We start from the raw sequence: 24,990 nt of genomic DNA, 5'->3' as shown, positions 1-24,990 counted from the left end.
TTGGGCGAATTGACCCGCCAGTCCGACCGCGTGCTCGACGAAGCGCGCCGGGTGCGCGACGACAATCGCGCGGGCGGGCGGCACCGCCGCGAGCTGGGGCGGTCGATCGGCACGGAATCGCGAAAGCTAAAGCGGCGTCATCGCGGGAAGAAGCTGCGCAATATCGTGATCGCCCTGTTCGCGATTTGGGTGGCGACCGGGATTATCGGGTCGATGATCGAGGGCATCGGGTTGATGGGGGTGGTGGCGTTGGTGCTCGCCAGCGTGCTGGTGATCACCCTGCTGGGTCAGTTCCCGAAGATGAAGGTCCCCAGGCGCGCGGACCTCACCAAGGCCGCCGATGCAAAGCAGTTGGTCGGAAGGACCGAACTGTGGCTGGAGGCGCAGCGGCCCGCCCTGCCCGCTCCCGCCGCCGACATGGTCGGCAAGATCGGTGTCCAGCTCGATGCGCTGGGATTGCAGCTCGACGGGATCGATCCGCACCATCCTGCCGCCGCCGAGGTGCGCACGCTGGTGGGCGATACGTTGCCCGAAATGGTCGACAGCTACCGCCGCATCCCCCAGCAGTTGCGCACGGAGCAGCGCGGAGGGGTCACGCCCGACGACCAGCTCACCAGCGGTCTCGGCAAGATCAGCAGCGAGATCGACCGGGTCACTCGCCAGCTTGCCGAGGGCTCGCTCGACGATCTTGCGGTCAAGACCCGTTACCTCGATTACAAGTATGGCGATGAAGCCATGCTCGAAGACAAGACCAAGGATCACGCCTGATGCGCGTCGCCATTCCCCACAGTCTCGATAACGACACGGTGCGCGAACGACTGAAGTCCAAGAGCCACCAGATCGGCAACGCCATCCCCGGCGGCGGCGCGGTGAGCACGGCATGGCCGAGCGAAGACCGGATGACGATGGACATTTCGGCCATGGGCCAGAACCTGCGCGCCAACGTCGATCTGGAGCCCGGCCAACTGGTTCTCGACGTCGACCTGCCGCCGGCGCTGGCGTTCATGGAGCCGATGGTGGCCGGCGCCATCAAGAGCCAGGGCCAGAAGCTGCTGACCTGAGCTAGAGCCGCCGTTCGCGCTCGAGATACTCCTCCGGAATTCGCAGAGCGGCCGAGGCGGCCTGGGTCTCGCGCAGGAACAACACCAGCGCCCACATCATCATTCCTACGGCGAGCAGGAATGTACCGGCCGCGACCCTCTGCAGGTCAGCGTCGACCAGCTCATCGAGAAACAGCACCGCTACCGTGACCCCGATCGCGAGGCCACTACCGACCAACAAACGCAGCGCGCGCCCGATCAGGCGGATGCGAGTATCGACCACCCGAATCTCGCGCACCACCATGTCATGCTCGCCGCCCTCGGTCTTGCCGTGGCGCTCTTGCAGCGCGCGGCTGCGATCGACCACCCGGCCGAGGCGGGTGGAGAGCAGGTTCATGATGTTGCCGATCGCCACCAGCACGAACACCGGTGCGAGGGCTAGCTGGATGGTCTGGGCGATCATGCGCGCGCGATAACCGCCACCGGATGCGATTGGAACCGAATCCCCGCGTGAATCGCTGACTTGGCGAATCCGAAGGGGAATACGAAAATGGCCGCACGCGCCTATTGGCAGGGACAGATCAGACTCGCGCTGGTTTCCATCCCGGTCGAGATCTATCCGGCGACGAAATCGGGCGCCACCATCAGCTTCCGGCAGATCCACGAGCCGACCGGCAAGCCGATCAATTACGAGAAGGTGGTGCAGGGCATCGGCCCGGTCGACCGCGACGAGATCGTCAAGGGCTACGAGGTGTCGAAGGGCAACTTCGTGCTGCTCGACGAGGACGAAATCGAGGCCGCCAAGGTCGAGAGCAAGCGCACGCTCGAGCTCGTCCAGTTCGTCGACGCCAACGAGATCGACATCTTCTACTTCGAGAAGCCCTACTATGTCGTCCCGCAGGACGACCTCGCGGAGGAAGCCTACGTCGTGCTGCGCGAGGCGCTGAAGGCGAAGAAGAAGGTCGCGCTCGGTCAACTGTCGGTGCGCGGGCGCGAGCAGCTCGTCAGCCTCAAGCCGTGCGGCAAGGGCCTAGTGATGGAGACCTTGCGTTACGAAGATGAGGTCCGCCGCGCCCAGGGCTACTTCAAGGACATTCCGGCGACCAAGCCGGCCAAGCCGATGCTGGACCTGGCCGGATCGCTAATCGATCAGAAGAGCGGTCCCTTTGATGCCAGCGAATTCCACGACCGCTACGTCGAAGCGCTCAAGAGGATCATCGACAAGAAGGCCAAGTCGAAGGGCAAGAAGGTGCTGGAAGACGTGGAAGAGCCCGCTGCCCGCGGCTCGAACGTCATCGACCTGATGGCGGCGCTCAAACAGTCGGTCGGCGGCAAGGCCGCTGCGAACGATAGCGGAGACGCGAAGCCCGCAGCGAAGAAGGGCACGACGAAGAAGGCGCCGGCCAAGAAAGCCGCGCCCGCCGCGAAGGCCCGGAAGCGCGCCTGATGGAGCTCAACCCGCCGGTCTTCGTCCATTGGATCGATACCGATGTAATAATGCGGATCGGCGCGGCCGCGATCATCGGGCTCCTGCTGGGGATCGATCGCGAAGTGCGCGGGCGGGCGGCGGGACTACGCACCCACGGCCTGATCTGCGTCTCCGCCGCGACGATGACGGTGGCGATGATCTCGCTCTACCACCAGGTCGGCGGCGAAGGGGCCGACGTGCTGCGCATCTTCGAAGCCACGGGCACCTTCATCGGTATCATCGGCGCGGGGCTGATCGTGTTCAGCAAGGGCAAGGTCAAGAACCTGACCACCGCCGCGCACCTGTGGCTCACGGCCGTGATCGGGATCGCTTGCGGCGCCGGTTTCTGGCCGCTGGTGGTGATCGGGTCGGTCATCTCCGTGGTGATGCTGACTGGGATCGGGATGCTCGAGCGCAAATTCTGGCCTGACGAGGACTTCACCGAATGAGCCGCGCCGACCCGCTAGCCGAGTACAACAAGAAGCGTGACTTCAAGAAGACCGCCGAGCCGGCTGGCAATCGCACTACGGGCGCGGCGGGCAAGGAAGGCGGGCGGCTGGTGGTCCAGAAGCACGACGCGACGCGCCTCCACTGGGACCTGCGACTGGAGGCCGATGGCGTGCTCAAGAGCTGGGCGGTCACCAAGGGCCCCTCACCCGATCCCGAGATTAAGCGGCTCGCGGTGCAGACCGAGGATCACCCGATGTCCTACGGCGACTTCGAGGGCACGATTCCCAAGGGCGAGTACGGCGGCGGCACGGTGATGCTGTGGGACACCGGCACCTGGGAGCCGGTCGAGGGCAAAAGCTGGAAGGACCTCGCCAAGGGCCACCTCCACTTCCGCTGCGACGGGGAGCGGATGAGGGGCGAATGGCTGCTCATTCGCCTGAAGCGCCGCCCCGGTGAGAAGCGCGACAACTGGCTCTTACGCAAGATCAACGACGAGTTCGCCCAGGAAGGCGACCCGCTGGTCGAGCACGCGCTGACCAGCGTGAGCACAGGTCGCACGATGGCGGAGATCGAGGCCGACGTCGCGGGTTCGCATTCGCTCAAGGGCAAGCGCGGCAACGCCTTCGCCGCCGAGATGGAGAGGGCCAAGAAGCATACCGGCAGTGTCGCCAAACGAGTGGTGAAGAAGGGCACCAAGGTTTCGGGCAATCCGCCCCAGTTCCGGGAGCCGCAACTCGCCACGCTGGTCGACAGCGTTCCGGCCGGCAACCGCTGGATGCACGAGATAAAATTCGACGGCTATCGGGCGCTGATCGCCGCGGCGGGGGTCAAAGTCAGCGTCTACACCCGCAAGGGCCTCGACTGGACCGACAAGTTCGCCCCGCTCGCCGAAGCGGTCGCCGCGCTCGACCTTCCGCCATGCCTGATCGACGGCGAGATCGTCGCCTACGGCGAGGACGGCAACCCGGATTTTTCCTCGTTGCAGTCGGTGCTGAAGCGCGGACATGGCGCACAGTCGAAGAAGGACAAGCTGACGTTCCATGCGTTCGACCTGCTCGAGGCGAACGGCGAGGACCTGGCCAAACTCCCGAACATCGAGCGCAAGGAACGACTCGAGGGGCTACTTAAAACCGCGCAGCCGCCGATCCACGTCGCCGACCACGTGATCGGTGCGGGCGAAAAGCTGTTCAAGGCGATGTGCGATGCGAGGCAGGAAGGGATCATCTCCAAGGCAATCGACGCGCCCTATCGCTCCACTCGGACCAAGAGCTGGGTCAAAGTGAAGTGCACACGGCGCCAGGAATTCGTCATCATCGGCTGGAAGAAGTCGAGCGCGGCGGGGCGGCCGTTCTCCTCGATCCTCCTCGCGCAGCACGAAGGTAACCAGCTAGTATACAAAGGTAACGTCGGCACCGGGTTCAACATGGACACGCTCGGCGATCTCGCCGCGCAGTTCGCCAAGATCGAGCAAAGCGAGCCCGCGGCGGAAGTCGACCGCCCCTCACGCAGAGGTGTCACCTGGCTCAAGCCCGAGTTAGTCGCCGAGATCGCCTTTGCCGAATTCACCGCGGACGGCAGCGTGCGCCACGGCAGTTTCCTCGGCCTGCGCGGTGACAAGAAAGCCGCCGAGGTCGTCCCCGAAGTGTCGCAAGCCGCTCCGGCCGAGCCGCCCACGAGTTCGGTCAAGATCTCGAATCCCGACCGGGTGATCTTCCCCGAGACCGGCGAGACCAAGGGCCAACTCGCCGATTACTACGCCCGGATCGCGCCGCTGATGCTGCCGTGGGCGGCCAACCGCCCCGTCAGCCTCGTCCGTTGTCCCCAAGGGCGCGGCAAGAAATGCTTCTTCCAGAAGCACGACAGCGGCTCGTTCGGCCCCCACGTCCACCATGTCCCGATCCGCGAGAAGAAGGGCGACATGGAGGACTACCTCTATGTCGAGGATATGGAGGGCCTGCTTACCTGCGTGCAGATGGGCACGATCGAGTTCCACGGGTGGGGCAGCCGCACCAGCGACGTCGAGGCGCCCGACCGGATGGTGATCGATCTTGACCCCGACGAGGGGCTCGATTTCGAGGACGTGAAGCAGGCCGCGATCGATTTCCACGCGCACCTCGAGGACCTCGGCCTCGCCAGCTACGCGATGCTCTCGGGCGGCAAGGGCGTGCACGTGGTGATCCCGCTTACCCCGGGGCACTCGTGGGAAGCGCACAAGGACTTCTCCAAGCGCTTTGCCGAGGCGATGAGCATGGCCGAGCCCGACAAGTACCTCGCCAACATGAGCAAGGCGAAGCGGGTGGGGAAAATCTTCATCGACTACCTGCGCAACCAGCGCGGCAGCACCGCCGTGCTGCCCTACTCCGCCCGCGCTCGCGCCGGCGCGCCGGTGGCGGTTCCGGTGTCGTGGGACGAGTTGCCGGGCTTCAAGACGGCGCACGAGTTCACCATCCTCGACGCGGACAAGCTGCTCGAGCGCGCGCAGAGCAAGGCGCTCGCCGGCTGGGGCTTTGCCGAGCAGGCGCTGCCCGATCTCTAGGGAGAACGCGCGTGAAGCCGGTGATCACTGCCTTCAAGGATTCGCCCGACGGCGGGCACGGCCATGCGCGCGACATGCGAGTCCGCTGGGCCCTGGAGGAAGTCGGCCAGCCCTACGATGAGCGTCTGGTGACGTTCGCGGAGATGAAACAGCCGGCGCACCTCGCGATCCATCCGTTCGGCAAAATCCCGACTTATCAGGAAGGCGATCTCGCGCTGTTCGAATCGGGCGCAATCGTGCTCCATCTAGCCGAGCGCCACCCGGGGCTGCTGCCGGACGAACTCGACGGCCGATCGCGCGCTATCGTGTGGCTGTTCGCCGCGCTCAATACGGTTGAGCCGCCTATCGTCGAGCGCGAGCAGGCCCGCGTCATGGAAAGCGAAAAACCGTGGTTCCATGCCCGCTCGCCGTTGCTCGACGATGCGGTGCGCCAGCGGCTCGGCGAATTGTCGGCGTTCCTCGGCTCGGGCGAGTGGCTCGACGGTGCCTTCTCGGCCGGCGACCTGATGATGGTGATGGTGCTGCGCCGGCTTGAAGATGGGCCCAACCTGCTCGAGGAGTTTCCCAACCTGCTTGACTACGTGGCGCGCGGCGAAGCGCGCCCCGCCTATCAGCGCGCTTTCGCCGCCCAGCGCGAAGTTGCCGTGCGGGCCGCGGCTAGCTGAGGCCCTTGGCGATATCCATCCGGCCCGCGTCACCCACCGAGCTGCCGCCGTCGACGTCGAGGATCGTGCCGGTCACGTAGCTCGCCGCGGGCGAGCAGAGGAACACCGCCGCCTCGGCGATTTCCTCGATCTCGCCCCAGCGCTTGAGCGGAATGCGGTGCTCGCTCGCCTGCTTTAGCTCCGGATTGGGCGCCAGCCGGGCCATGCCCTCGGTACCCGCGATCGGTCCAGGGGAGATGCCGTTGACGCGCACGTCGGGGCCCCATTCGATCGCCAGCGTGCGGATCACCTGGTTGACCCCGGCTTTGGCCGCGCAGGCGTGGACCTGCAGCGCCATCGCCTGCTCGGCCTGGCCGGCGGTGATCGCGATGAGCGAGGCGGGCGTGGCGAGCAGGTCGTGACAGGCCCGAAAGGTGTTAAAGGTCCCGAGCAGATCGATGTCGACCACGGTCTTGAAGGCGTTCGCCGACATGCCGAGCGCCGGTGCGAGGAAGTTCCCCGCCGCGCCCGCCACGACGATGTCGAGCTTGCCGAAGTCGCCTGCCGTCTGCTCGAGCGCGCCGCGGATCGCGCCGAAGTCGCGCACATCCGCCGACAGCCCGAGCGCCCCGCCGCTGCCGTCGCCGCCAATCTCGCCGGCCGCGCGCGCGGCTTTCTCGGGGTCGCGCCCGCAGACTGCGACACGCGCCCCGAGCTCCGCGAAGCGCTTGGCGATGCCGAGGTTGATGCCGCTGGTCCCACCCGCGACGAATGCCACTTTGCCCTCGAGCAGGCCGTTACGGAATGTGGTCATGATCGCTTCTCCCTCTCAACCTCGTCATCGCGAGCCGCGAAGCGGCGCGGCGATCCATCACCCGCCGGTCCTACCGCCCGCATAGGTCGACGAATTGCTTAGTCGCCTGCCGCTCCTCGCAAAGACGAAGGTGGTGGGACGACTTAGTCACATCGACCGCGCTATCAGCATCTTCATGATCTCGTTGCTCCCGCCGAAGATGCGGGTGATGCGACTGTCGCGGTACATCTTCGCGATCGCGTATTCGTTGATGTAGCCCCAGCCGCCGTGAAATTGGAGGCACTTGTCGACCACTTCGCCCTGCAGCTCGGTGCACCAGTACTTGGCGATCGAGGCGGTGGTGACGTCGAGCTCGCCCTTTAGCACCTTGGCGATGCAGTCGTTGACGAACACCTTGGCGGCCGTCGCCTTGGCTTTGAGGTCGGCAAGCACGAACTGAGTGTTCTGGAAGTCCCAGATGGTCTTGCCGAACGCCTTGCGCTGCTTGACGTACTCGACCGTGGTGTCGAGCGCCTTCTCGATCGTGGTCATTGCGCCGATTGCGATCACCAGGCGTTCCTGCGGCAGCTCGCCCATCAACTGGTAGAACCCCCGCCCCTCGACCCCGCCGAGCACGCTGTCGCTAGGCATGTAGACGTCGTCGAAGAACAGCTCGGACGTGTCGGACGCGTCCTGCCCGATCTTGTCGAGCTTCTTGCCGCGAAGGAAGCCTTCCGCGCCCTCGGTCTCGAGCACCATCAGGCTGATGCCCTTGGCGCCTTCCTTGGGATCGGTCTTGGCCACGACGATGATCAGATTGGCGAGCTGGCCGCTCGAGATGAAAGTCTTCGCGCCATTGAGCCGGTAGCCGTTGCCGTCCTTGATCGCGGTGGTGGTGATGCTCTGCAGATCGCTGCCCGCGCCCGGCTCGGTCATCGCGATCGCACTGATGAGCTCACCGGTGACGAGCTTGGGAAGCCACTTTTTCTTCTGCTCCTCGGTGCCATGACGCACGATGTAGGGCAGGATGATCACGTTGTGTAAGCTCGCGGCGAACCCGTCGACGCCCTTGTTGGCCTGCTCGCTCAGCACCACAAGGTCGTGGCGGAAATCGCCGCCGTGGCCGCCGTATTCCTCGGGTACCGTCATCCCGAGCAGGCCCGCGGCGCCCGCCTCGCGCCAGAATTCGGCCTCGACCTGCCCGTCCTCGCGCCATTTCTCGACCCGCTTCTGCGGCGCGTGCTGCTCGTAGAACTTGCCCACCGCATCCTTGAAGATCGCGATTTCCTCGTCCTGCATAAACTCTGGGTCGGGAACGTCGATCACGGGCATCGGGCTGGTCCTCTCGTCGATTCTGTGGTTGCAGGCGAACGTATCAGGCGGGTAGCGATCCGCAACGGAAATTCACGCTTACGTAAAGGGCAACAATGTTCGATACTGATCGGTTCGGAGGGGGCCCCACCAGCCAGAGCTACATTTCGCAGCGGACGAAGCTGCACTACGCCGATTGGGGCAACCCGGAGGCGCCACCGCTGGTCCTGCTCCACGGCGGGCGCGACCACTGCCGCAACTGGGACTGGACCGCCGAGGCGCTGCGCGCCGACTGGCACGTCATCTGCCCCGACCTGCGGGGGCACGGCGACAGCGAGTGGAACAACAACGGCGTGTATACGACGATGGGCTATGTCTACGACCTCGCCCAGTTGATCCATCAGCTCGGCCTCGCGCCGGTGACGATCGTGGCACACTCGCTCGGCGGCAATATCGCCACCCGCTACACCGGGCTCTACCCCGATAACGTCCGGCGTCTGGTGGCCATCGAGGGGCTAGGGCCCAGCCCCAAGATGATCGATCAACGCCGCGAGCGGCCGTACGGCGACCAATGGACGAGCTGGATCGACAAGAAACGCGAGGCGAGCGCGCGCTCGGTGAGGAAGTACGACACGTTCGCGGACGCGCTTCAACGGATGCGGGAGGCGAACAGCTATCTCTCCGACGAGCAGGCTCGCCACCTCACCCTGCACGCAGTGATGCGCAACGAGGACGGCACCTTCAGCTGGAAATTCGACCCCCACCTCCACGCCTGGCCCCCGGACGACGTGCCGACCAAGGGCCAGCACGCGCTATGGGCCGCGATCACCTGCCCGACGCTGATGATCTACGGCGCGGACTCGTGGGCCAGCAATCCGGAGAATGATGGGCGGCTGGCGTACTTCGGCGATAACGTGCGGGTTAGCGAATACGAGCGCGCGGGCCACTGGGTGCACCATGACCAGTTCGAGGATTTCGTAGCCGAGGTGCGCCGATTTATCGGGTAGCGGGATGCTTGAGCGGGGGCAGTTGCGCCCCCGCTCAAGCATATGCGATCAGCAGTTGCCCTTCTGTCCGTCCGTGCAATCGCCGACGGATTCGACGTCGTCGACCGCGCCTTCGACCGTGTTGCACGCCGAGAGAGCCAACCCGCCAGACAGTACGAGAGCCATAAGGATTTTTTTCATAACGCATTCCCTTGCAATGCCGGGAGCTCCACGGCCGCCGGGCTGATGAAGGAAAACGCCGCATAGTGGCCAGTTCCCGCCGGGGCGGTAGTCCGACGCCCAGTTGCGATGGGAACCGGCACGTCGGAGCTCAGCGCCCGCTCGCGATGTCCCTGATCTCGTCCATCCGGTCGAGATAAGCCTGCGCGACGCAGGCCTCGTCCGCGCAGCGCTCGCGATAGCCGAGGAAGCGGTCGCGCGTACGGCGGAGCTCGGCGCGCTGTCGCTCGCTGCCGCGGCTCAGTGCGGAGTAAAAATGCGATGACATCTGTCGGTCGAGTGCCGCCAGGCGATCGCTGCTGCAAACCATGCGTTCGCTACGCGATTGGCCGGAACGACACCTGAAGCTGGGTGAGGCGAAGGCCGCGCGCTGGGGCGGGCTCACGGGCGCCGCAGCCGTTCGGGTAGGCGCGCTCGTCGGCTTGGCCGCCGGGGTGGGACGAGGCGGCGCCTCCGAAGGCTCGGAGGCTTGCGTCGCGGTGGGCGGCGACTCCGGCGGTTCCGCCGCAGCGACCCTCGGTGCAGCAGCGGGGCGGTAGGCTTCGGAGCGCAAGTCGAACGTCGCGAGGCGGTAGATGATCGGCTCGGCGCCCTTTATCTGGTAGACCAATCCGCTGCCATCGGCGGCGGCCTGAGCGGCGTACTCAATATCCGCTGCCAGCTGGCGCTCACCATCGAATGCGCGCTCTGCCCCCGGGGGAACCTGGAGAATGAAGCGCCCGCTACACACGGTGACGTCGAGTTTCTCGTCGCGGCTCTTAACGATCGGATTTTCGATCCGAACAAGCGAATGGGTGGAAAGCGTGTCGAGGTTGACCGGATCGGCATTCCGGATCCGAATCGCCTCATCGAACGCCACCTGCTTCAGCCGATCGTAGGTTGCCTGGGACGAACAGGCGGCTTTCAGGCGCTGGGCCAGCGATCGTTCTCGCTGGGCCCGGGCCTCTTCGGCGCCGTCATTAGGCTTGGTGAAACCACATGCGCCGAGCCCGAGAGCCAGCGCGGGGAGCAAGAGCGATGCGGTCGTCTTCATTCAACAGGTCTCCGTAAGGAGCCTGAACGCACGACCTCCCCGACTGCTCCAAACAAGGGTGGAACCGGGCGACAATCCTCAGGCGACGGTGCCCGCCGCCCGCAACTTGCCGATCTCGTCCGCCTTCATCCCGAGCGAGCCGAGGATGTCTTCGGTCTGATCGCCCGGCATCGGCGCGGGTCGCGGGGTCGCGTTAGCGGTCGCCGAATACCTCGGCGCCGGCGCCGGCTGCATCGCGCCGCCGACCTCGACGAAGGTCCCTCGCGCCGTGTTGTGGGGGTGCTCGTAGGCCTCGCTCATCGTCAGCACTGGGGCGTAGCAGACGTCGGTATGCTCCATCAGCGCATCCCATTCGGCGCGGGTCTTGGACTTGAACAGCGCGGTGAGTTTGTCCTTGAGCGGTCCCCACGCCTTGCGGTCGTGCTGGGCGTCGAAGTCGGGATCGTCGGCCAGCCCCGCGCGGGTGTGCAGTTCGGCGTAGAACTGCGGCTCGATGCTGCCGATGCTCACGAACTTGCCGTCCGCCGTCTCGTAGGTGTCATAGAAGTGCGCGCCGGTGTCGAGCATGTTGACGCCGAGCTCCTCCGACCACACGCCCATCGCCTTCATCCCGTGCATCATGCTCATCAGCACTGCGGTGCCGTCGGTCATCGCGGCGTCAATCACCTGGCCTTTACCCCCGCGCGCGACGTTGAGCAGCGCGGCGACCATGCCGAACGCGAGCATCATGCCGCCGCCGCCGAAGTCGCCGACCATGTTGATCGGCGGGGTCGGCTTGCCCCCGGCGCGCCCGAAATGCGCCAGCGCCCCAGCGAGCGCGATGTAGTTGATGTCGTGCCCGGCGTACGGCGCGTAGGGCCCTGTCTGGCCCCAGCCGGTCATGCGGCCGTACACCAGCTTGGGGTTGTCCTTGAGCAGCTCGTCCGGCCCCAGCCCCAGCCGCTCCATCACGCCCGGGCGGAAGCCTTCGATGATCCCGTCCGCACTGGCACACAGTTTGCGCGCGAGCGCGACGCCCTCGGCGCTCTTGAGATCGATGGCGATCGACTTGCGCCCGCGCGCGAGCACGTCCTTGCTCGTCACCGGTTGCGAGCCGCCGCGGCTGCCACTGGCGCGGTCGATGCGGATGACCTCGGCGCCGTGGTCGGCGAGCATCATCCCGCAGAACGGCCCCGGCCCGATGCCCGCGAACTCGACTATCCGCAGCCCCTCCAGCGGGCCGGGCATTACTTGCCCTTCCAGTTGGGCGCACGCTTCTCGGCAAAGGCGAGGCTGCCCTCGCGTGCGTCCTCGCTCATAAACACCTGGGGCATCAGCTCGCCCTGCTTCTGCCAGCGCTCTTCCATGCTCCAGCCGGGCGATTCGTTGATCACCTGCTTGGACACTCGTACCGCGACCGGCCCGTTGGCAGTGACCGCCTTGGCGAGCTCGAGCGCGGCATCTAGCGCGGGGCCGTCGGTCACCCGATTAACCAGGCCGAGATCGTAAGCCCGTTGCGCGTCGATGAAGTCGCCCGTCAGCGCCAATTCCATCGCGATCTTGGGTGGGATCATCTTCGGCAGCTTGACCAGCCCACCCGCCGCCGCGGCCAGCCCGCGCTTGGCCTCGGGGATGCCGAACTTGGCCTTGGAGTTGGCGACCACGAGATCGCAACTGATCATCAGCTCAAACCCGCCGGCGAGCGCATAGCCTTCGACCGCGGCGATCAGCGGCTTGACCGGGCCCTTCTCGGTGATCCCCCCGAACCCACGCCCCTCGACGCTCGGACGTTCGCCACGCAGGAAGCCCTTGAGGTCCATGCCCGAGCAGAACGTGCCGCCGGCGCCAGTAAGGATCGCGACGCGCAGGCTGTCATCCGAGTCGAGCCGGTCCATCGCGTCGGCAATTCCTTGCGCGGCGGCCGCGTTCATCGCGTTCTTTGCCTCGGGCCGGTTGATCGTGACGATCAGCACACCGTCACGGACTTCGGTCAGCAGTTCTTCGCTCACGGCAACTCTCCATTTCGCTTTGCAACTCGTCTTGTGCCGGTTGTCCGCAAGGTTTACGCTTCCGTCAACCTGATTCCAGAAACGAGAGGATTCCCCCATGCCCGAAGCCTACATTATCGACGCGGTGCGCACCCCCCGGGGCGTCGGCAAGCCGGGCAAAGGCGCGCTGAGCCACCTCCACCCGCAGCACCTCGCCGCCACCGTCCTCAAGGCGATCAAGGAGCGCAACCACCTCGACACCGCTACGGTCGACGACATCGTCTGGTCGACCAGCAGCCAGAACGGCAAGCAGGGCGGCGACCTGGGGCGGATGGCCGCGCTCAGCGCCGGCTACGACGTTAAGGCCAGCGGGACCACGCTCGATCGTTTCTGCGGGGGCGGGATCAGCGCGGTCAACTTCGCCGCTGCCAGCGTGATGAGCGGGATGGAAGACTGCGTCATCGCCGGCGGAACCGAGATGATGAGCTACACCGCAGCGCACGCCGCCGAGCAGGCCAACGCGGGCCTGCCGCCGCGGCTCATGGGCAGCGGGCACGAGGCATTGGACGAACTCCACCCGCAATCGCACCAGGGGGTGTGCGGCGACGCGATCGCCACCATCGAAGGCATCGACCGCCAGGCGCTCGACGATCTCGCGCTGATCAGCCAGCAACGCGCCGACCGCGCGATCAAGGAAGGCCGCTTCGCCAAGTCGGTAGTGCCGGTGCACAATTCGGACGGCACCGTGGCGCTCGACCGCGAGGAGTTCCCCCGCCCCGAGACCACTGCCGAGGGCCTTGCCGCGCTGCAGCCGAGCTTCGCCAAGATTGCCGACTTCGAGATCGGCGGCACCACTTTCAGGAAGCAGATCAACCGGCGCTATCCCGACGTCGAGATCCAACACTTCCACCACGCCGGCAACAGCAGCGGCGTGGTGGACGGCGCGGCCGCGTTGCTGATCGCCTCACCTGAATACGCCAAGGAGCATGGCCTCAAGCCGCGCGCGCGCATCGTCGCTTACTGCAACCAGGGCGACGACCCGACGCTGATGCTCAACGCCCCCGTCCCCGCGGCGAAAAAGGTGCTCGAGAAGGCCGGTCTCAGCAAAGACGACATCGACGTGTGGGAGATCAACGAAGCGTTCGCGGTGGTTGCCGAGAAGTTCATCCGCGACCTCGAACTCAACCGCGAGAAGGTGAATATCAACGGCGGTGCGATGGCGCTGGGCCACCCGATCGGCGCGACCGGCTCGATCCTTGTCGGCACCGCGCTCGACGAGCTCGAGCGTTCGGGCGGCCGCTACGGCCTCATCACCATGTGCGCGGCTGGCGGCATGGCCCCCGCGGTGATCATCGAGCGGATCGACGCGAGCAGTTGATCCCCCTCCAGTCACTACGGTGATGACCCGGCCAGGTGCGCGCTATCGCAGGATAACGTCGAAGCCGGCGAAGAGAATTCCCGTTGCACGGGAATTTTCACGGGAATTTTCAATTTAGCCGAGCTGCCAACTTCAAGTTTGAAATTTTATCGCTGCCAGTCATCCTCGACCTACTTGCTTGAATCACAAGTAGAGCTGTTGCACGCGTAACCCCTTAGTCGAAATCTGCAGAGCAAGTCGCAAATCCTTCGTTAAGCTTTATTTTCATTGGACTTTTTCCTTGCTATGCTGTCTTGGTTGGCTTAGCAACCCTTTCGCGCCGGCACATGAAGACCCTGGCGTTTCGAGCAGCAAGATCTCATTCTGGGACGCCCCTCCGTTCCTCCGAGTGCAGCAGCATGAAACCGACCCCATCCCTCTCAAGAGGGGTCGTTTCCGCCCGATGGTCTTCGGGCGTCTGCACACGGAGACCCTCTCCCATGAAGCTTAAGCCTGTTCGTTGCCGGCAGCGTCCGGCAACGCCCGCCCCACCCTCGCTCCCGAACGGTGAGTTAGCGCAAATCCGCAACTCGCTGCGCTTTGCCGAAGTGCCCACCGACCATGTACGGCCGCCTTCGCGTGACGTCCGGCACCGCAATCAACGCCAGGCGGCGGCCTACAAGGCTCACGTCCAGCGTTGCAACCTTGTGTTCCCCATCTTGGTCGGGCGCGATGGCACGATCGTGGTTGGGGTCTCGTTCTGGATGGCGGCAAAGGAGCTCGGTCACACCACGGTTCCGGTGTTGTACGCCGAGAACCAGACACCCGACGAGCTCCGCCATTACCGGATCGCCTACCACAAGCTGATCTCGATGGGCGGATGGGACGAGGACGCTCTAGCGATGGATCTCAAGGAGCTAGGGGAGCTCGCGCTCGCGCTCGACCTCGACCTTAAGCTCGACCTCCAGCTGACCGGCTTCTCGACCCGAGAGATAGACGAGATAACCCTTAGGGACCGGCCCGAACAAAGCGAGACCGACGCGGCCGACGGCACCGACGACCTGTCCCCTGCGCCGGTCGCGGTGTCACGCCCTGGCGACCTCTGGCTTGTCGGCGAGCACAAGGTGCTGAACGCCGATTCCCAGAAAGAGGAGAGCCTAAACACGCTCCTGGGGAACGAACGCGCTCAAATCGTCATATGTGACGGCCCCTACAACTGCCCAGTGCGCGGTCATGTCAGCAGCCGCAAAGATTCGCGCGAGTTCGCTTTCGCGAGCGGGGAGATGTCGAGCGGTGAGTTCATCAACTTTGAACGCACCGTGATGAGCCTGTGCGCCAAATACAGCATCGACGGCTCTATCCACTATCACTTCATCGACTGGCGGATGGTCTACGAGATGATCGCTGCAGGCCGCGAGGTGTACACCGAACACAAAAATGTGCTGGTGTGGGTCAAGGGAAACGCTGCGAGAGGTTGGTACCGTAGCCAATTTGAGCTCTGTTGTGTTTTTAAGAACGGGACGGCACCTCACATTACCACCTTCGGGATCGAGAAGGGTGCACGCTGGCGGTCCAACGTCCTGACGGGATACCCCAGCTGCAACAGCTTCGGCGCCCACCGCGACGAGGACCTCGCCGATCATCCCACAGTGAAGGGTACGAGCCTCATCGCTGATCTGCTTCGCGATTGCTCGTCGCGCGGCGGAATTGCCCTTGATGTATTCGGCGGATCCGGGACGCTGCTGCTCGCTTCCGAGCTGACAGGGCGCCGCGCGCGCCTGATCGAGATCGATCCGCTATATGTCGATGTCATCATCCGCCGTGCCGCCAGGCGATGCGGGCTCGAGGCCGTGCTGGCCGCAACCGGGCAGACCTTCGAGGAAGTTGCCCGCGAACGGCTCGGTAATGCGGCCGACCTTGCGCTCGGCCTCACGGATGAGGGGTTCGACAACGAGGATGACTTCGGCAAGGACGAAAACCTCGAGGACGAGGAGGCGATCGATGACTGATCGCCAAGGCAAGACCAAGCCGCGCGCAAGGCGCCAGCGCGCCGCGGCGGACCAAATCAATGGGGGCAGCGCCAGCGCTGCCTCCACCTACGAGGTCGGCTACCGCAAGCCCCCGCGCCACACTCAGTTCCAGAAGGGTCAGCCCCGCCCTCCCCGCAAGCCCAGGCCGGAAGTCGAGCCGAGCTTCGAGGACTGGTTCGAAGAGGAGCTGCGGCTGCCGATGAAGTTCGTCGACGAGACCGGCAAGGAGCAGGTCATGCCCAAGGGCAAGGTGCTAGCCAAGGCTACCGTCAACAAGGCGCTCAGGGGCGGGGACATCCGCCAGATCAAGGACTTCATCCCGCGTCGTCCGGCGAAGACCGACAACGAAGTAAGCAAGGCCGATCTGGAGATGGTGGCCCGCTTCTTTGCCAACCGGTTCGGTGTCGACGTCGACTTCCCCATGAGCGTCTCCGGGGAAGAGGAGGATAAGGTGGACGAGACCTGGCCTGAGGACGACGAGGAGGACGGCCAATGAACCTTCTGCTCGCGCTTTACGCCCTTTGGCGGCTCGACTTCCTCTCGTTCATCGGCAAGTGCATCGACACCATCGACCCGGGCGCCGGGTACCGCGAGAACTGGCACATCCTCGTGTTGGCGCTGAAGCTGGAGCTTGTTCGGACCGGCAAGTGCAAGCGGCTGATGATCAATTTGCCGCCAAGATCCCTAAAGACCCACATCATCAGCGTCGCCTACTCGGCCTGGGTGCTCGGCCACGATCCGATGAAGAAGATAATCTGTGTCACCTACAGCAACGACGTCGCCAAGACGCAGGCTCAGCTGTTCCGCCAGATCGTCGACAGCTCGTGGTTCAAGCAAACCTTCCCCGAGTGCCGAGTGCGACGGCCCACGAAGCTCATGGACTGGCACACGACCAAGGGCGGCCACCGTCTGGCCACGTCGATCCAGGGCTCCATCCTCTCGCGCGGCGCGGACCTCATCATCATCGATGATCCCAACAAGGCCCAGGAGATTTACTCGAAGCTAATGCGCGATAAGGTCAAGGACACTTACGACAAGACGATCTACACCCGCCTCAACAAACCCAGGGAGAGCGCAATCATCTGCGTCATGCAGCGGCTCCACCCCGATGACCTTGCCGGCCACATGCTCGACGAGGAGCCGTGGGACATGGTGGTCATGCCAGCGGTCGCAACGGAGCGCGAAGTCTGGGATCTCGGCAATGGCCGCACCAAGGTGCGCAAGCCTGGTGAGCTCCTTCAGCCGTTTCACGTCGGGCATGAGGAACTCGAGTTCAAGCGCCGCAACATGGGCCTGATGGCGTTCGAGGCGCAATACCAGCAGCATCCGGTTCCAGCCGAAGGCGGGGTGGTCAAGCGGCGCTGGCTCAAGTTCTACGACGCCCCGCCCAACGGAATCGAGTTCAAGCTGGTCAGCTGGGACTGCGCCTCGACCCTCTCCGAGGACGCCGACTGGTCGGTCGGTACCGTGTGGGGGGCCGCAGTCGGCGAGTTCTACCTGCTCGACCATGAGCGTGAGCGCCTCGAAGTGCCTGACCTGCGCCGCCTCATCGAGGGCTTGCACGGCCGCCACCAGGCCGACGTCACAATCATCGAGGATGAAGGAATCGGCCGCGCAATCGTCCAAGACCTCCGCCGCACCTCGAGCGTGTGCCGCCCCCTGCTGATCAAGCCGCAGTACGAGAAGCTCGCACGAATGGAGGCGCGCGCGGTGATGTTCGAGACTGGCAAGGTCTTGGTGCCGCGGTCAGCCGAGTGGCTTGGGACTTATCTCGAGGAACTGCTGTCGTTCCCCAATAGCCGCAAGGACGATCAGGTCGACTCCACGAGTCAGGCGCTCGACTATCTCCAGCAGCGGTTCTCGCAGACCCTGCGCGAGCGGCCGCTCGGTACAAAGCGTCCCAAAGGAGACAAACGGCCTGAAGGTGCGCCGTTGCGGCCGATCGGACGTCGCGGTTCCTGACCGGATTGGTCCCATTGTAGCGACTTCGCGCAACGCTCCACCGCGGCGGGTATTGATGGATCACAATGGTTGCCCCGGGCTTATCAAGCCTTCAACCCGTGTCATACAGTGCTGCTGAACCTCTTACCTTCCTAAACTTGCGCTCGAGGTCGTCGAAGTCGCGCTGCTTAGAGTTTTGGATTGAGGGTGCTGACTGCCGCGAGGTTGATCTTGATTTCGATAGCGTCGGCCGAGATACCAAGCTCGGCAGCAATCCGGCGTCGGCAGTCGCTCACAAGCTCAGCCAGATTGCCCGCCGAACTGGGCTCCACATTCATCAAATGAGCAACTGAAAGGCCCAGAGCCTCAGATAGGCGGGTTAGCGTTTCCAGTCTCGGATGCGATTGATCGTGTTCCCAGCTCCACACAGATGTCTTGGAGACGCCAACCAGCTCAGCCAGATGGTCTAAGGTCCAGTCGCGACTGCGGCGAGCCTCCCGAATACGACTGCCTAGATTCTTTGGTGCAGCAATGTCCGCCGGACCCTCCGAGGTCTGGATTTCAATAGGATCAGTGAGAGAATTCATTCGTTATCGTTAGCCCGCCGCGGACAACACGCGCAACGGAAAGATCGTCTCGCAGCAGTCCCAGTCGTGGACGACTGCGCGCTGTCAAGGTTCTAAAGCAGCGCTTCACTGGGATGCTCCGGGATCGCTGCTCAGCCCGCCGCCCAAGAGAGCAGGCGTCGCTCAAATCAGCCGGCCCATTAGTTTAGCCTGAAGGTGGGCTTGGACGGCTCCACTCGAGCTGGGGTTCATCATTGGCTGGTGTCTCGCTCGAGAGACAGTTTGCACCAACATGCTCGCTAAATGGCCAAACGCGCAAGTTCCAGTTCCACTTCCCGGTGGATCGAGCACACCTCTTTGCACGAGCTGAAGCAGCTCGACTGGAGAAAGCAAAGGGAAAACAAGGTTATGACCACGACCACTGCTAAACCCATCGCGGTTGGCTCCGGCCTGCCAGACTGGTTGAGTGCTGCCACCGCTCCGGCCACTCCGGCCAATACGGCCACTCCGCCCCTACCTCCCACCGGATCGAAAGGGCGCCGGCGGCCCAGGGCGAACGGGGCATTTTGCACCTGGCCGCCGCTGTCATCGCTTGGTCTATCGCCCGAAGATAAGGACGCACGGATTAGATCAATCGGTGGGAGCGACGCAAATACGATCCTCTCAGGCTCGCCCGAACGCGTGCTTCGGCTGTGGCGCGAGAAGCGCGGAGAGGAGGCGCCCGAAGACCTGTCCGGTAACCTGGCGGTCATGCTCGGCTGCTGGAGCGAGGCGTTCAACCGGCAGTGGTACGAGCGCGCGTTCGGTGAGCGTGTCAGCCGCGTGGGTGAACAGGTCTTCTGTCCTGATAACGCATGGCGTTCGGCGACGCTCGACGGCTACGTGGCGAAGACAGGTTCGGTGTGGGAGGCCAAGCACACCAACGCATTCGCCAAGGCAGACGAAGTGCTCGCGCGCTACATGCCCCAGCTCCAGCATAACATGGCGGTGGCGATGTGCGACCGCGCGGTCCTCTCGGTGATCTTTGGCAACTCCAAGTGGGAAGTGTTCGAGGTCGCCGCCGACTGGCTCTACCAGCAAGACCTGCTCGATGCCGAGGAGCGGTTCCGTGAGTGCGTGCACTCGGGCACGCCGCCCACCGCTCTCCCGCCGCCGCCCGCCCCGAGGCCCATCGGGGTGCGCGAGGTGTGCCTTGAAGGCAGCAATGAGTGGGCGGCCGCGGCAGCCGACTGGCTCGCCAACCGCGAGGCCGCGCGTAAGCATCAGGCGGCCACCGTCAGTCTAAAGGAACTCGTCGAGCCAGATGTCGCGCGCGCGTTCGGCCACGGGATCGAGGCGCGGCGCAGCAAGGCCGGCGCGCTTACCATCAAGGAGCTCGGGGCATGATCGCGCGGGTGTATCACGCGATCAACGCCGTGGGCGCCGCGCTGGCGGAGGACGGGGTCGCCAAGACCAGGCTCAACGCCCGCGACAACTACCTCTACCGCAGCATCGACGACGTGCTGGCGCGATTGGCCCCGCAGCTGGCTACCCACCGGCTGTGCATCCTCCCTCGGGTCCTGGAACGAGAGGCTACCGAACGACAGGACGAGGCTGGTGGCCTGCTCGTCTCGGTGACCTTACGGGTAGCGTTCGACCTCGTGAGCGCGGAGGACGGCTCGTGCCACACGATCGAGGCCTATGGCGAAGCGCTCGACGCCGGGGACAGGGCGACGCCCAAGGCAATGCAGTCGGCCTACAAGTACGCCGTACTGCAGGCGTTCTGCGTGCCAGCCATCCAGCAGGAGGACGCCGATGCACGTTCACACCGGCTGGTACCGGCCAACCTGCCCGCAGAGCCTGCAGGCGGATGGGAGCCATGGTGCGATAACCTCACTGCCCAGCTGGAGGCTTGCGCATCGCTCGATGCCATGCGGCAGCTGCAGGACGACAACCGCGCCAGCCTCGCCGCACTCTCGCGCGAGCGGCCCGAGCTTTATCGTCAGATCGGCGAGGCAATCGTGAGGGCCAGGGCGGTGGTTGGCCGCGCGCCAAGCATCGAGGAGATGCCGGCTGCAAGGCAGCTAGAGACACCGCCGCCCGAGGTCGCTGAAGGCAATCAGAGCGGGGCAAACGATGAGCCAGCAACGGCGGAGAAGCCGCGGAAGACCCGCACCGGTCGGCGAAAGAATGGCCCGATCACCAACCCTGCTGCCAAACGCTGCCACCCCTCGCGCGCCAACGGGAGCGGGACGCATGGCTAGCCTTCATCTGCCAGGACGCATCGCTCGGCCCCGGATCAAGGGGGACAGCCGCTCCTGTCCCTCCCACCGGGCTTGGGTGCGCCGCCACCATTGCTGTGTGCCCGGGTGTCTCCTTACCCCCATTGAGTGCGCCCACGTTCGCACCGGCACCGACGGCGGAACAGCGCTCAAGCCGTCCGACCGCTGGACTGTCAGCTTGTGCAGGACCCACCATGCCGAGCAGCACCGCATCGGCGAAGCCGAGTTCGAGCAGCGTCACGGCATCAACCTGCACGCGATCGCCGAGGCGTTCGCCCGCCGGTCGCCACATTGGTTGACGCTCGTGCATGGTGAGAAGCCTACAGTCGGGTCGAACCTCAGAGCGTTGCGGACACCCAGGTTATGATCAATTGACGCCCTCGGGTTCAGAGGTCAGCCCAGCGCTATCAAATTCTTCGCAGTCATCAGCCGAGAGAGGTGAGAAGCCCATTCTAACAAATTCCGCAAGAGCCGGGCCACTGTTAGGGATTATCGCAAACGACACGGTGCTTGAGTTGCGTGCTCCCGGTGCAACGTACTACTTTTCTCGCTGATCAGAAGCGGCGACTGCGCGGATTCCCGCCTTCGGCCGAACAGCACCGGTTACCATAAGCGCAGCGGACAGGATAGGTAATAGGTCTGGACGCCTTTTTCGGAACCTCGCTGAAGTTGGAGGACGCCCCATCGTTTGACGCCAGCGCGGCGGGCGCCGCTGCTGGCGTAGGCCTTGCGCAAGTTGCAGCTACACCAGCATTAATAAACAGTCAGCTCTTGCGGACCGGTAGACACACTCAAACTTAGCCAGCCCCGATCTCTCGCGATGGCTGCAAAGACATGTTCGCGGCAGCGCGTCGCGACCAGTCGCGAAACGGAACCTCGACCAAGCGGAAGCACAGGTGGCTTATGAAAAGCACGGCACAGAGACAGGCCGCGGTCGCCGCCACCGCCTCCGCCGAGTTCAAAGCTGCGCCCTGTGCGTAATTCTCCCCGATGCCAGACACGCCGACACCGCGCTTCATGATCAACAGGAACACACTGATGATCAGGCTGTGGCTCATGTATACCGAATACGAAATCGAGCCCAGCCACACGAGTACTTTAGCTCGCATGATGCCCGTGGTTGGCGAAGGTTTCGAGCGGAGCAGGGCCGCTATCAGGGCGGCAGAAAAGGGGAAGACCGCCCAATCGGATTCCTGCGGCGCCTTCAAACAGAGGTATGCTACGAAAGCTGCCGCGCACAGCGCGAAAGACCAGCTTGGCAGCTCGAACGTATACCGTTGAAGTGCCGCGCAGAGCAGGCACCCTATGAAAAAGCCGACAAGACAGAGAAAGAGCAGCGCGGCCTCGCCCGGTCCCAACCAAACAGTCATTAAAAAGGCCGAAGCGGCCAGCGCTGCGAAAACCAGATGCCGCCAGCGAGCAGCGCCCAGAAGCACGATCGCAAACAAAAGATAAGTATAGAACTCGGTGCTGATCGACCAGGCGGGTGAGTTGAAGCTGTAGGCATTCCCTGTCGGGCCGATCGCTTGAACGAGAAACAGTTGCTGGACAGCGGCTGTGGGGCTGTTGGCGCTGAAGGCAGGTTCGGACGCGGTCACGCTGCCCGCCATAACAGCCTTGCCCACTTCGAGAGCCAGAAATCCGAGCAGAAACAGCAGGTGGATGGGGTAGAGCCGTCCGAAGCGCAGCCATTGGAACTGAAGCAGATCCCGAACGCTGCCGATCCGGTCATGATACGCATTGAAAATCACGAAGCCGGACAGAACGAAAAACAATTCCACCATGAGATAGCTGTTGTTGATAAGGCCGATGTCGAGCCACGGCTGCCATCGGGGAAGGTGAAACAGGACGACGAACAGCGCGGCGATGCCGCGAAGGCTTTCGAGTTCGTCGATTTTTCGGACCGGTGGCCTACCTTTTGATGCTTCAAGTCCTGAGGCAGGATCCAGCACGAAAACCCCCACGTTGCGACTGGGATGCTTATCGCCAACTAAGTCCGCGGATTGTTTCACTCCCATAGACCCAACATCGCGCTTGCAAAACTGCATGCGGATCCTTCCTTCTTGGGGGAGTCGCCGGAGAAGCCGGCGCGAAGGGGCTCGGCGAGTCCTGACAAATTGCAAACCATCATCAGTTGCCACTGGACGCGACCCGCTGTGTACCGGTGTGAGCCTGGTCGGGGCTGACTGTTACGCCTTTGACGCCGTCGTGACGCAGGAGATTTCATATCAAAGACTTCTTCATCGCCCGGGATATCCTGCGATCGTTGGCATCTGTGACGGTTTGGGAAGTAATCGGTCCGGCTCAACGGGTCTATAAAACGGTGTGCGTCGCCAATTTCGGGACGCGGTCGCAACGCAATGTTTCGACCAGGGCGCCATATAACTGATCGCGAATTGTGAAGCTGTCTACGGCGTAGATTACCGCTGCGATTCTTTGCGGGGGCGGCAGAGGAGCTCGTGCCAGCCGCCGGTGCTGCCACGAAGCTAATCTGACGATGTGGGAACAGCATTGACGGCGCTTTCCACCCAAATGCGGACGTTAAGAGGAGCACCAGCACTCGACAGAGTGCAGTCATTCCGCCTCTTCCTGGTGCCGCTACGGCTTGCAGGCCTTCCCCTCGTACTGAAACCGTACGACGGCATACTCGCTGCCGTTCCAGCGCTGCACCGGAAAGCAGAAGCCCTGGCCGCCGATCTCGATGTCGGGCCAGCCCTTCACGCCTTTTGAGTTCAGCACCGTCGGTATGCCTTCGCTCGAGGTGATCAGCTTCCAGCTCTTATCGGACTGCTTGCTGACGATCGCGAAGCCGACTTCATCGCCGCCGTAGCAGAAGGTGCTCCCCTCGGTGATGATCGCTTCGGGCCGGCCATCGCCGTCGAGGTCGCGGACCTGTTCGATCCTGCCCGGCGTGTAGATGCTGTCCGGCGGCGCGTCGCACGCTCGCCACGTTCCCTTTGACAGCTTGAAGCCTGCGGCACGGAATGCGGCCGCGCTGTCCGCCCTCGACAGCTGCATCTGTGCGACGGCCGGCACGGCCAGTAGCACCAGGGGCAGGAACAACAGTGGATTGAGACGCATCACGCTCTCCAGCGAAGGAAGCGGCCCGCGCCAGCCTAGCCCACCCGGCGCAGAGCGCAACGCCCGCGACCTATCCACCGGATTTTCGGGAAAGGACGCCCGAGCCAGCGAGCGGACCGGCAGCAAACTACCTGGATGTAGTCGCCTAACTCCAGCGGGATCCTTCACATGTAGCCCCCCGCTCAATGTCATCGGCCACGCAATTCAATGCGCTCGCGATACCCATCCAAGTTGCCTTCGCCTCGCTGTCGATCAGATAGCGGTCCGGCAACCTGTGCAGGACTTCGACGCAGTGGTCGGCCTGCTGGCGGATGAAGGAGACAATCCGCTGTTTCTCTGAAGTCGCCATGCGCATCGCCCAACCGGAGCACACCCCTCAAACAGGTGCAAAGCCGCTGGCTAATCTGTCAGCTTTTGGGACTAGGTGATCTTGCCCCAGCAGTGGTCATAAGCTCAGGTGGAGATCAGCCGTAGGAAACAGTCAGCTTTTGCCTCTGGCGGGCGGAGCGCATTGCGCCGCCGATCAAACCGAAGCCCAATAGCATCAGAGCCCAAGTAGCGGGCTCCGGAACGGCGCTAGTCGTTGCGAGGAGCGCCGCGTTGGAGAGGCCGGAGTTGTTCGCGCCTGCGCGCCCCGTGATCTGGATAACGTCGGTGTTAGATGCGTTGAAGGAAAAGAAATACGTCGCGTTGCCATTAGGATCGCCGGCCTTGCCAGTGTGTATACCGAACACTGTCAGACCATTCAGAAAGGAGTTGAAATTGATCGTGCCGTTTGCGTTAAGGCCATCTAGCTTCGGCTCGACGAAGATGCCGGTATTGGGGCCGCCGAGCGCTTGGACTGCAGCTATCCCGATAGGATCGGTCAACGTATCCTGAAGCAAGTTGCCGTCGTACCCCCCCGCGCAGGAGATGATAGACACGTTGAACGAGAAGTTATTGCAGGAACTTGCGCTGGGGGGCGGCCCAACCACAGTAGCGGCCTGCGCAGTGGAAGGAGCAGTGAGACTGGCGAGAACCGCGGCGCTGATCGCTAAGGCCTGTTTCACGACATATATTCCTCGTGGGCAGGTCCGTGACCATTCACTGACCGCGATTGCGTTCTGCAGCGCGAATCAGCCTTTCAGTCAATTCGCACGTCCCGATACAGTTAGCCAATCAACACAACTCCGACTAACCCTTTCTGAATGCTCGTCCCGAATTGGGATTTAGCAGCTAGGCGACGGTATCGCCACGGACAAACACCAGGCTCCCCATCTCTATTCCGGAATAGCTGGCGCCGCTCC

At 63.8% G+C, this 24,990-nt stretch carries 26 protein-coding genes; 14 read left to right on the top strand and 12 right to left on the bottom strand.

The window, feature by feature from the left end:
- Together ACWPM1_RS13930 and ACWPM1_RS13925 are read left to right on the top strand one after the other, a co-directional pair.
- Positions 1 to 768 (top strand): hypothetical protein, encoded by a 768-nt coding sequence (locus ACWPM1_RS13930; protein ID WP_455695515.1) that lies wholly within the window; start codon positions 1 to 3, stop codon positions 766 to 768.
- Complete coding sequence (locus tag ACWPM1_RS13925) at positions 768 to 1,061, top strand: polyhydroxyalkanoic acid system family protein (protein WP_455695514.1); 294 nt, start codon at positions 768 to 770, stop codon at positions 1,059 to 1,061. Before ACWPM1_RS13930 ends, ACWPM1_RS13925 begins: the two co-directional genes overlap by 1 nt.
- Before the next feature lies 1 nt (position 1,062).
- Here ACWPM1_RS13925 and ACWPM1_RS13920 read toward each other — a convergent pair whose 3' ends face one another.
- A complete protein-coding gene (locus tag ACWPM1_RS13920) occupies positions 1,063 to 1,503 on the bottom strand; it encodes a DUF2721 domain-containing protein (RefSeq protein WP_455695513.1) in 441 nt (146 codons plus the stop codon).
- An 87-nt stretch (positions 1,504 to 1,590) separates the two neighbouring features.
- On the opposite strand from ACWPM1_RS13920, the gene ku reads away from it, so the two are divergent.
- From ku to ACWPM1_RS13900, 4 genes are read left to right on the top strand one after another with little or no spacing between them, the layout of a single operon-like run.
- Positions 1,591 to 2,487, top strand: coding sequence for a non-homologous end joining protein Ku (ku, locus tag ACWPM1_RS13915; protein WP_455695512.1), 897 nt, complete (start codon positions 1,591 to 1,593; stop codon positions 2,485 to 2,487).
- Positions 2,487 to 2,957 (top strand): MgtC/SapB family protein, encoded by a 471-nt coding sequence (locus ACWPM1_RS13910; protein ID WP_455695511.1) that lies wholly within the window; start codon positions 2,487 to 2,489, stop codon positions 2,955 to 2,957. Before ku ends, ACWPM1_RS13910 begins: the two co-directional genes overlap by 1 nt.
- On the top strand, positions 2,954 to 5,494 hold the full coding sequence (ligD, locus tag ACWPM1_RS13905; protein ID WP_455695510.1) for a DNA ligase D: 2,541 nt from the start codon (positions 2,954 to 2,956) through the stop codon (positions 5,492 to 5,494). Before ACWPM1_RS13910 ends, ligD begins: the two co-directional genes overlap by 4 nt.
- Positions 5,495 to 5,505: 11 nt before the next feature.
- Complete coding sequence (locus ACWPM1_RS13900; protein ID WP_455695509.1) at positions 5,506 to 6,159, top strand: glutathione S-transferase family protein; 654 nt, start codon at positions 5,506 to 5,508, stop codon at positions 6,157 to 6,159.
- On the opposite strand, the gene ACWPM1_RS13895 is transcribed toward ACWPM1_RS13900, so the two are convergent.
- The gene (locus ACWPM1_RS13895; protein ID WP_455695508.1) at positions 6,152 to 6,952 is read right to left on the bottom strand and encodes an SDR family oxidoreductase; all 801 of its coding nucleotides are present in this window, start codon (positions 6,950 to 6,952) and stop codon (positions 6,152 to 6,154) included. The two genes, ACWPM1_RS13900 and ACWPM1_RS13895, sit on opposite strands and share 8 nt — an antisense overlap.
- A gap of 147 nt (positions 6,953 to 7,099) precedes the next feature.
- Positions 7,100 to 8,263, bottom strand: coding sequence for an acyl-CoA dehydrogenase family protein (locus ACWPM1_RS13890; protein ID WP_455695507.1), 1,164 nt, complete (start codon positions 8,261 to 8,263; stop codon positions 7,100 to 7,102).
- A gap of 95 nt (positions 8,264 to 8,358) precedes the next feature.
- Here ACWPM1_RS13890 and ACWPM1_RS13885 point away from each other — a divergent pair, with 95 nt between their 5' ends.
- Positions 8,359 to 9,249 carry an alpha/beta fold hydrolase gene (locus ACWPM1_RS13885; protein ID WP_455695506.1) on the top strand — a complete coding sequence of 297 codons (891 nt, stop codon included), beginning with the start codon at positions 8,359 to 8,361 and terminating at the stop codon, positions 9,247 to 9,249.
- A gap of 48 nt (positions 9,250 to 9,297) precedes the next feature.
- On the opposite strand, the gene ACWPM1_RS13880 is transcribed toward ACWPM1_RS13885, so the two are convergent.
- The 4 genes from ACWPM1_RS13880 to ACWPM1_RS13865 all read right to left on the bottom strand — a co-directional run bounded on the left by ACWPM1_RS13880 (position 9,298) and on the right by ACWPM1_RS13865 (position 12,489).
- Positions 9,298 to 9,429, bottom strand: coding sequence for an entericidin A/B family lipoprotein (locus tag ACWPM1_RS13880; protein ID WP_455695505.1), 132 nt, complete (start codon positions 9,427 to 9,429; stop codon positions 9,298 to 9,300).
- A 130-nt stretch (positions 9,430 to 9,559) separates the two neighbouring features.
- On the bottom strand, positions 9,560 to 10,501 hold the full coding sequence (locus ACWPM1_RS13875) for a hypothetical protein (protein ID WP_455695504.1): 942 nt from the start codon (positions 10,499 to 10,501) through the stop codon (positions 9,560 to 9,562).
- A gap of 78 nt (positions 10,502 to 10,579) precedes the next feature.
- Positions 10,580 to 11,728 (bottom strand): CaiB/BaiF CoA transferase family protein, encoded by a 1,149-nt coding sequence (locus ACWPM1_RS13870; protein WP_455695503.1) that lies wholly within the window; start codon positions 11,726 to 11,728, stop codon positions 10,580 to 10,582.
- Complete coding sequence (locus ACWPM1_RS13865) at positions 11,728 to 12,489, bottom strand: crotonase/enoyl-CoA hydratase family protein (protein ID WP_455695502.1); 762 nt, start codon at positions 12,487 to 12,489, stop codon at positions 11,728 to 11,730. The genes ACWPM1_RS13870 and ACWPM1_RS13865 overlap by 1 nt, the downstream gene beginning before the upstream one ends.
- Positions 12,490 to 12,586: 97 nt before the next feature.
- Here ACWPM1_RS13865 and ACWPM1_RS13860 point away from each other — a divergent pair, with 97 nt between their 5' ends.
- The 4 genes from ACWPM1_RS13860 (at position 12,587) to terL (ending at position 17,817) form a co-directional block, all read left to right on the top strand.
- Complete coding sequence (locus ACWPM1_RS13860) at positions 12,587 to 13,846, top strand: acetyl-CoA C-acetyltransferase (RefSeq protein ID WP_455695501.1); 1,260 nt, start codon at positions 12,587 to 12,589, stop codon at positions 13,844 to 13,846.
- Positions 13,847 to 14,325: 479 nt separating this feature from the next.
- The gene (locus tag ACWPM1_RS13855; protein WP_455695500.1) at positions 14,326 to 15,834 is read left to right on the top strand and encodes a DNA modification methylase; all 1,509 of its coding nucleotides are present in this window, start codon (positions 14,326 to 14,328) and stop codon (positions 15,832 to 15,834) included.
- Complete coding sequence (locus ACWPM1_RS13850) at positions 15,827 to 16,351, top strand: hypothetical protein (protein ID WP_455695499.1); 525 nt, start codon at positions 15,827 to 15,829, stop codon at positions 16,349 to 16,351. Before ACWPM1_RS13855 ends, ACWPM1_RS13850 begins: the two co-directional genes overlap by 8 nt.
- Positions 16,348 to 17,817 carry a phage terminase large subunit gene (gene terL / locus ACWPM1_RS13845; RefSeq protein WP_455695498.1) on the top strand — a complete coding sequence of 490 codons (1,470 nt, stop codon included), beginning with the start codon at positions 16,348 to 16,350 and terminating at the stop codon, positions 17,815 to 17,817. The genes ACWPM1_RS13850 and terL overlap by 4 nt, the downstream gene beginning before the upstream one ends.
- A gap of 167 nt (positions 17,818 to 17,984) precedes the next feature.
- On the opposite strand, the gene ACWPM1_RS13840 is transcribed toward terL, so the two are convergent.
- Positions 17,985 to 18,383, bottom strand: coding sequence for a helix-turn-helix domain-containing protein (locus ACWPM1_RS13840; protein ID WP_455695497.1), 399 nt, complete (start codon positions 18,381 to 18,383; stop codon positions 17,985 to 17,987).
- A 282-nt stretch (positions 18,384 to 18,665) separates the two neighbouring features.
- Here ACWPM1_RS13840 and ACWPM1_RS13835 point away from each other — a divergent pair, with 282 nt between their 5' ends.
- The 3 genes from ACWPM1_RS13835 to ACWPM1_RS13825 are packed head-to-tail and all read left to right on the top strand — an operon-like array spanning position 18,666 to position 20,990.
- Positions 18,666 to 19,748, top strand: coding sequence for a YqaJ viral recombinase family protein (locus ACWPM1_RS13835; RefSeq protein ID WP_455695496.1), 1,083 nt, complete (start codon positions 18,666 to 18,668; stop codon positions 19,746 to 19,748).
- The gene (locus ACWPM1_RS13830) at positions 19,745 to 20,605 is read left to right on the top strand and encodes an ERF family protein (protein ID WP_455695495.1); all 861 of its coding nucleotides are present in this window, start codon (positions 19,745 to 19,747) and stop codon (positions 20,603 to 20,605) included. Before ACWPM1_RS13835 ends, ACWPM1_RS13830 begins: the two co-directional genes overlap by 4 nt.
- Positions 20,598 to 20,990 (top strand): DUF968 domain-containing protein, encoded by a 393-nt coding sequence (locus ACWPM1_RS13825; protein ID WP_455695494.1) that lies wholly within the window; start codon positions 20,598 to 20,600, stop codon positions 20,988 to 20,990. Before ACWPM1_RS13830 ends, ACWPM1_RS13825 begins: the two co-directional genes overlap by 8 nt.
- 430 nt (positions 20,991 to 21,420) lie before the next feature.
- On the opposite strand, the gene ACWPM1_RS13820 is transcribed toward ACWPM1_RS13825, so the two are convergent.
- From ACWPM1_RS13820 to ACWPM1_RS13805, 4 genes are all read right to left on the bottom strand, one after another.
- Complete coding sequence (locus ACWPM1_RS13820; RefSeq protein ID WP_455695493.1) at positions 21,421 to 22,671, bottom strand: acyltransferase family protein; 1,251 nt, start codon at positions 22,669 to 22,671, stop codon at positions 21,421 to 21,423.
- A 550-nt stretch (positions 22,672 to 23,221) separates the two neighbouring features.
- Positions 23,222 to 23,704 (bottom strand): hypothetical protein, encoded by a 483-nt coding sequence (locus ACWPM1_RS13815; protein WP_455695492.1) that lies wholly within the window; start codon positions 23,702 to 23,704, stop codon positions 23,222 to 23,224.
- A gap of 145 nt (positions 23,705 to 23,849) precedes the next feature.
- A complete protein-coding gene (locus ACWPM1_RS13810; protein ID WP_455695491.1) occupies positions 23,850 to 24,059 on the bottom strand; it encodes a hypothetical protein in 210 nt (69 codons plus the stop codon).
- Positions 24,060 to 24,168: 109 nt separating this feature from the next.
- Positions 24,169 to 24,753 (bottom strand): PEPxxWA-CTERM sorting domain-containing protein, encoded by a 585-nt coding sequence (locus tag ACWPM1_RS13805; RefSeq protein WP_455695490.1) that lies wholly within the window; start codon positions 24,751 to 24,753, stop codon positions 24,169 to 24,171.
- Between the last annotated feature and the right edge of the window lie 237 nt (positions 24,754 to 24,990).

This window comes from Tsuneonella sp. HG249 (assembly GCF_053819205.1).
The sequence above is the reverse complement of the archived record's forward strand: the minus strand, read 5'-3'. Positions and strand labels throughout refer to the sequence as shown.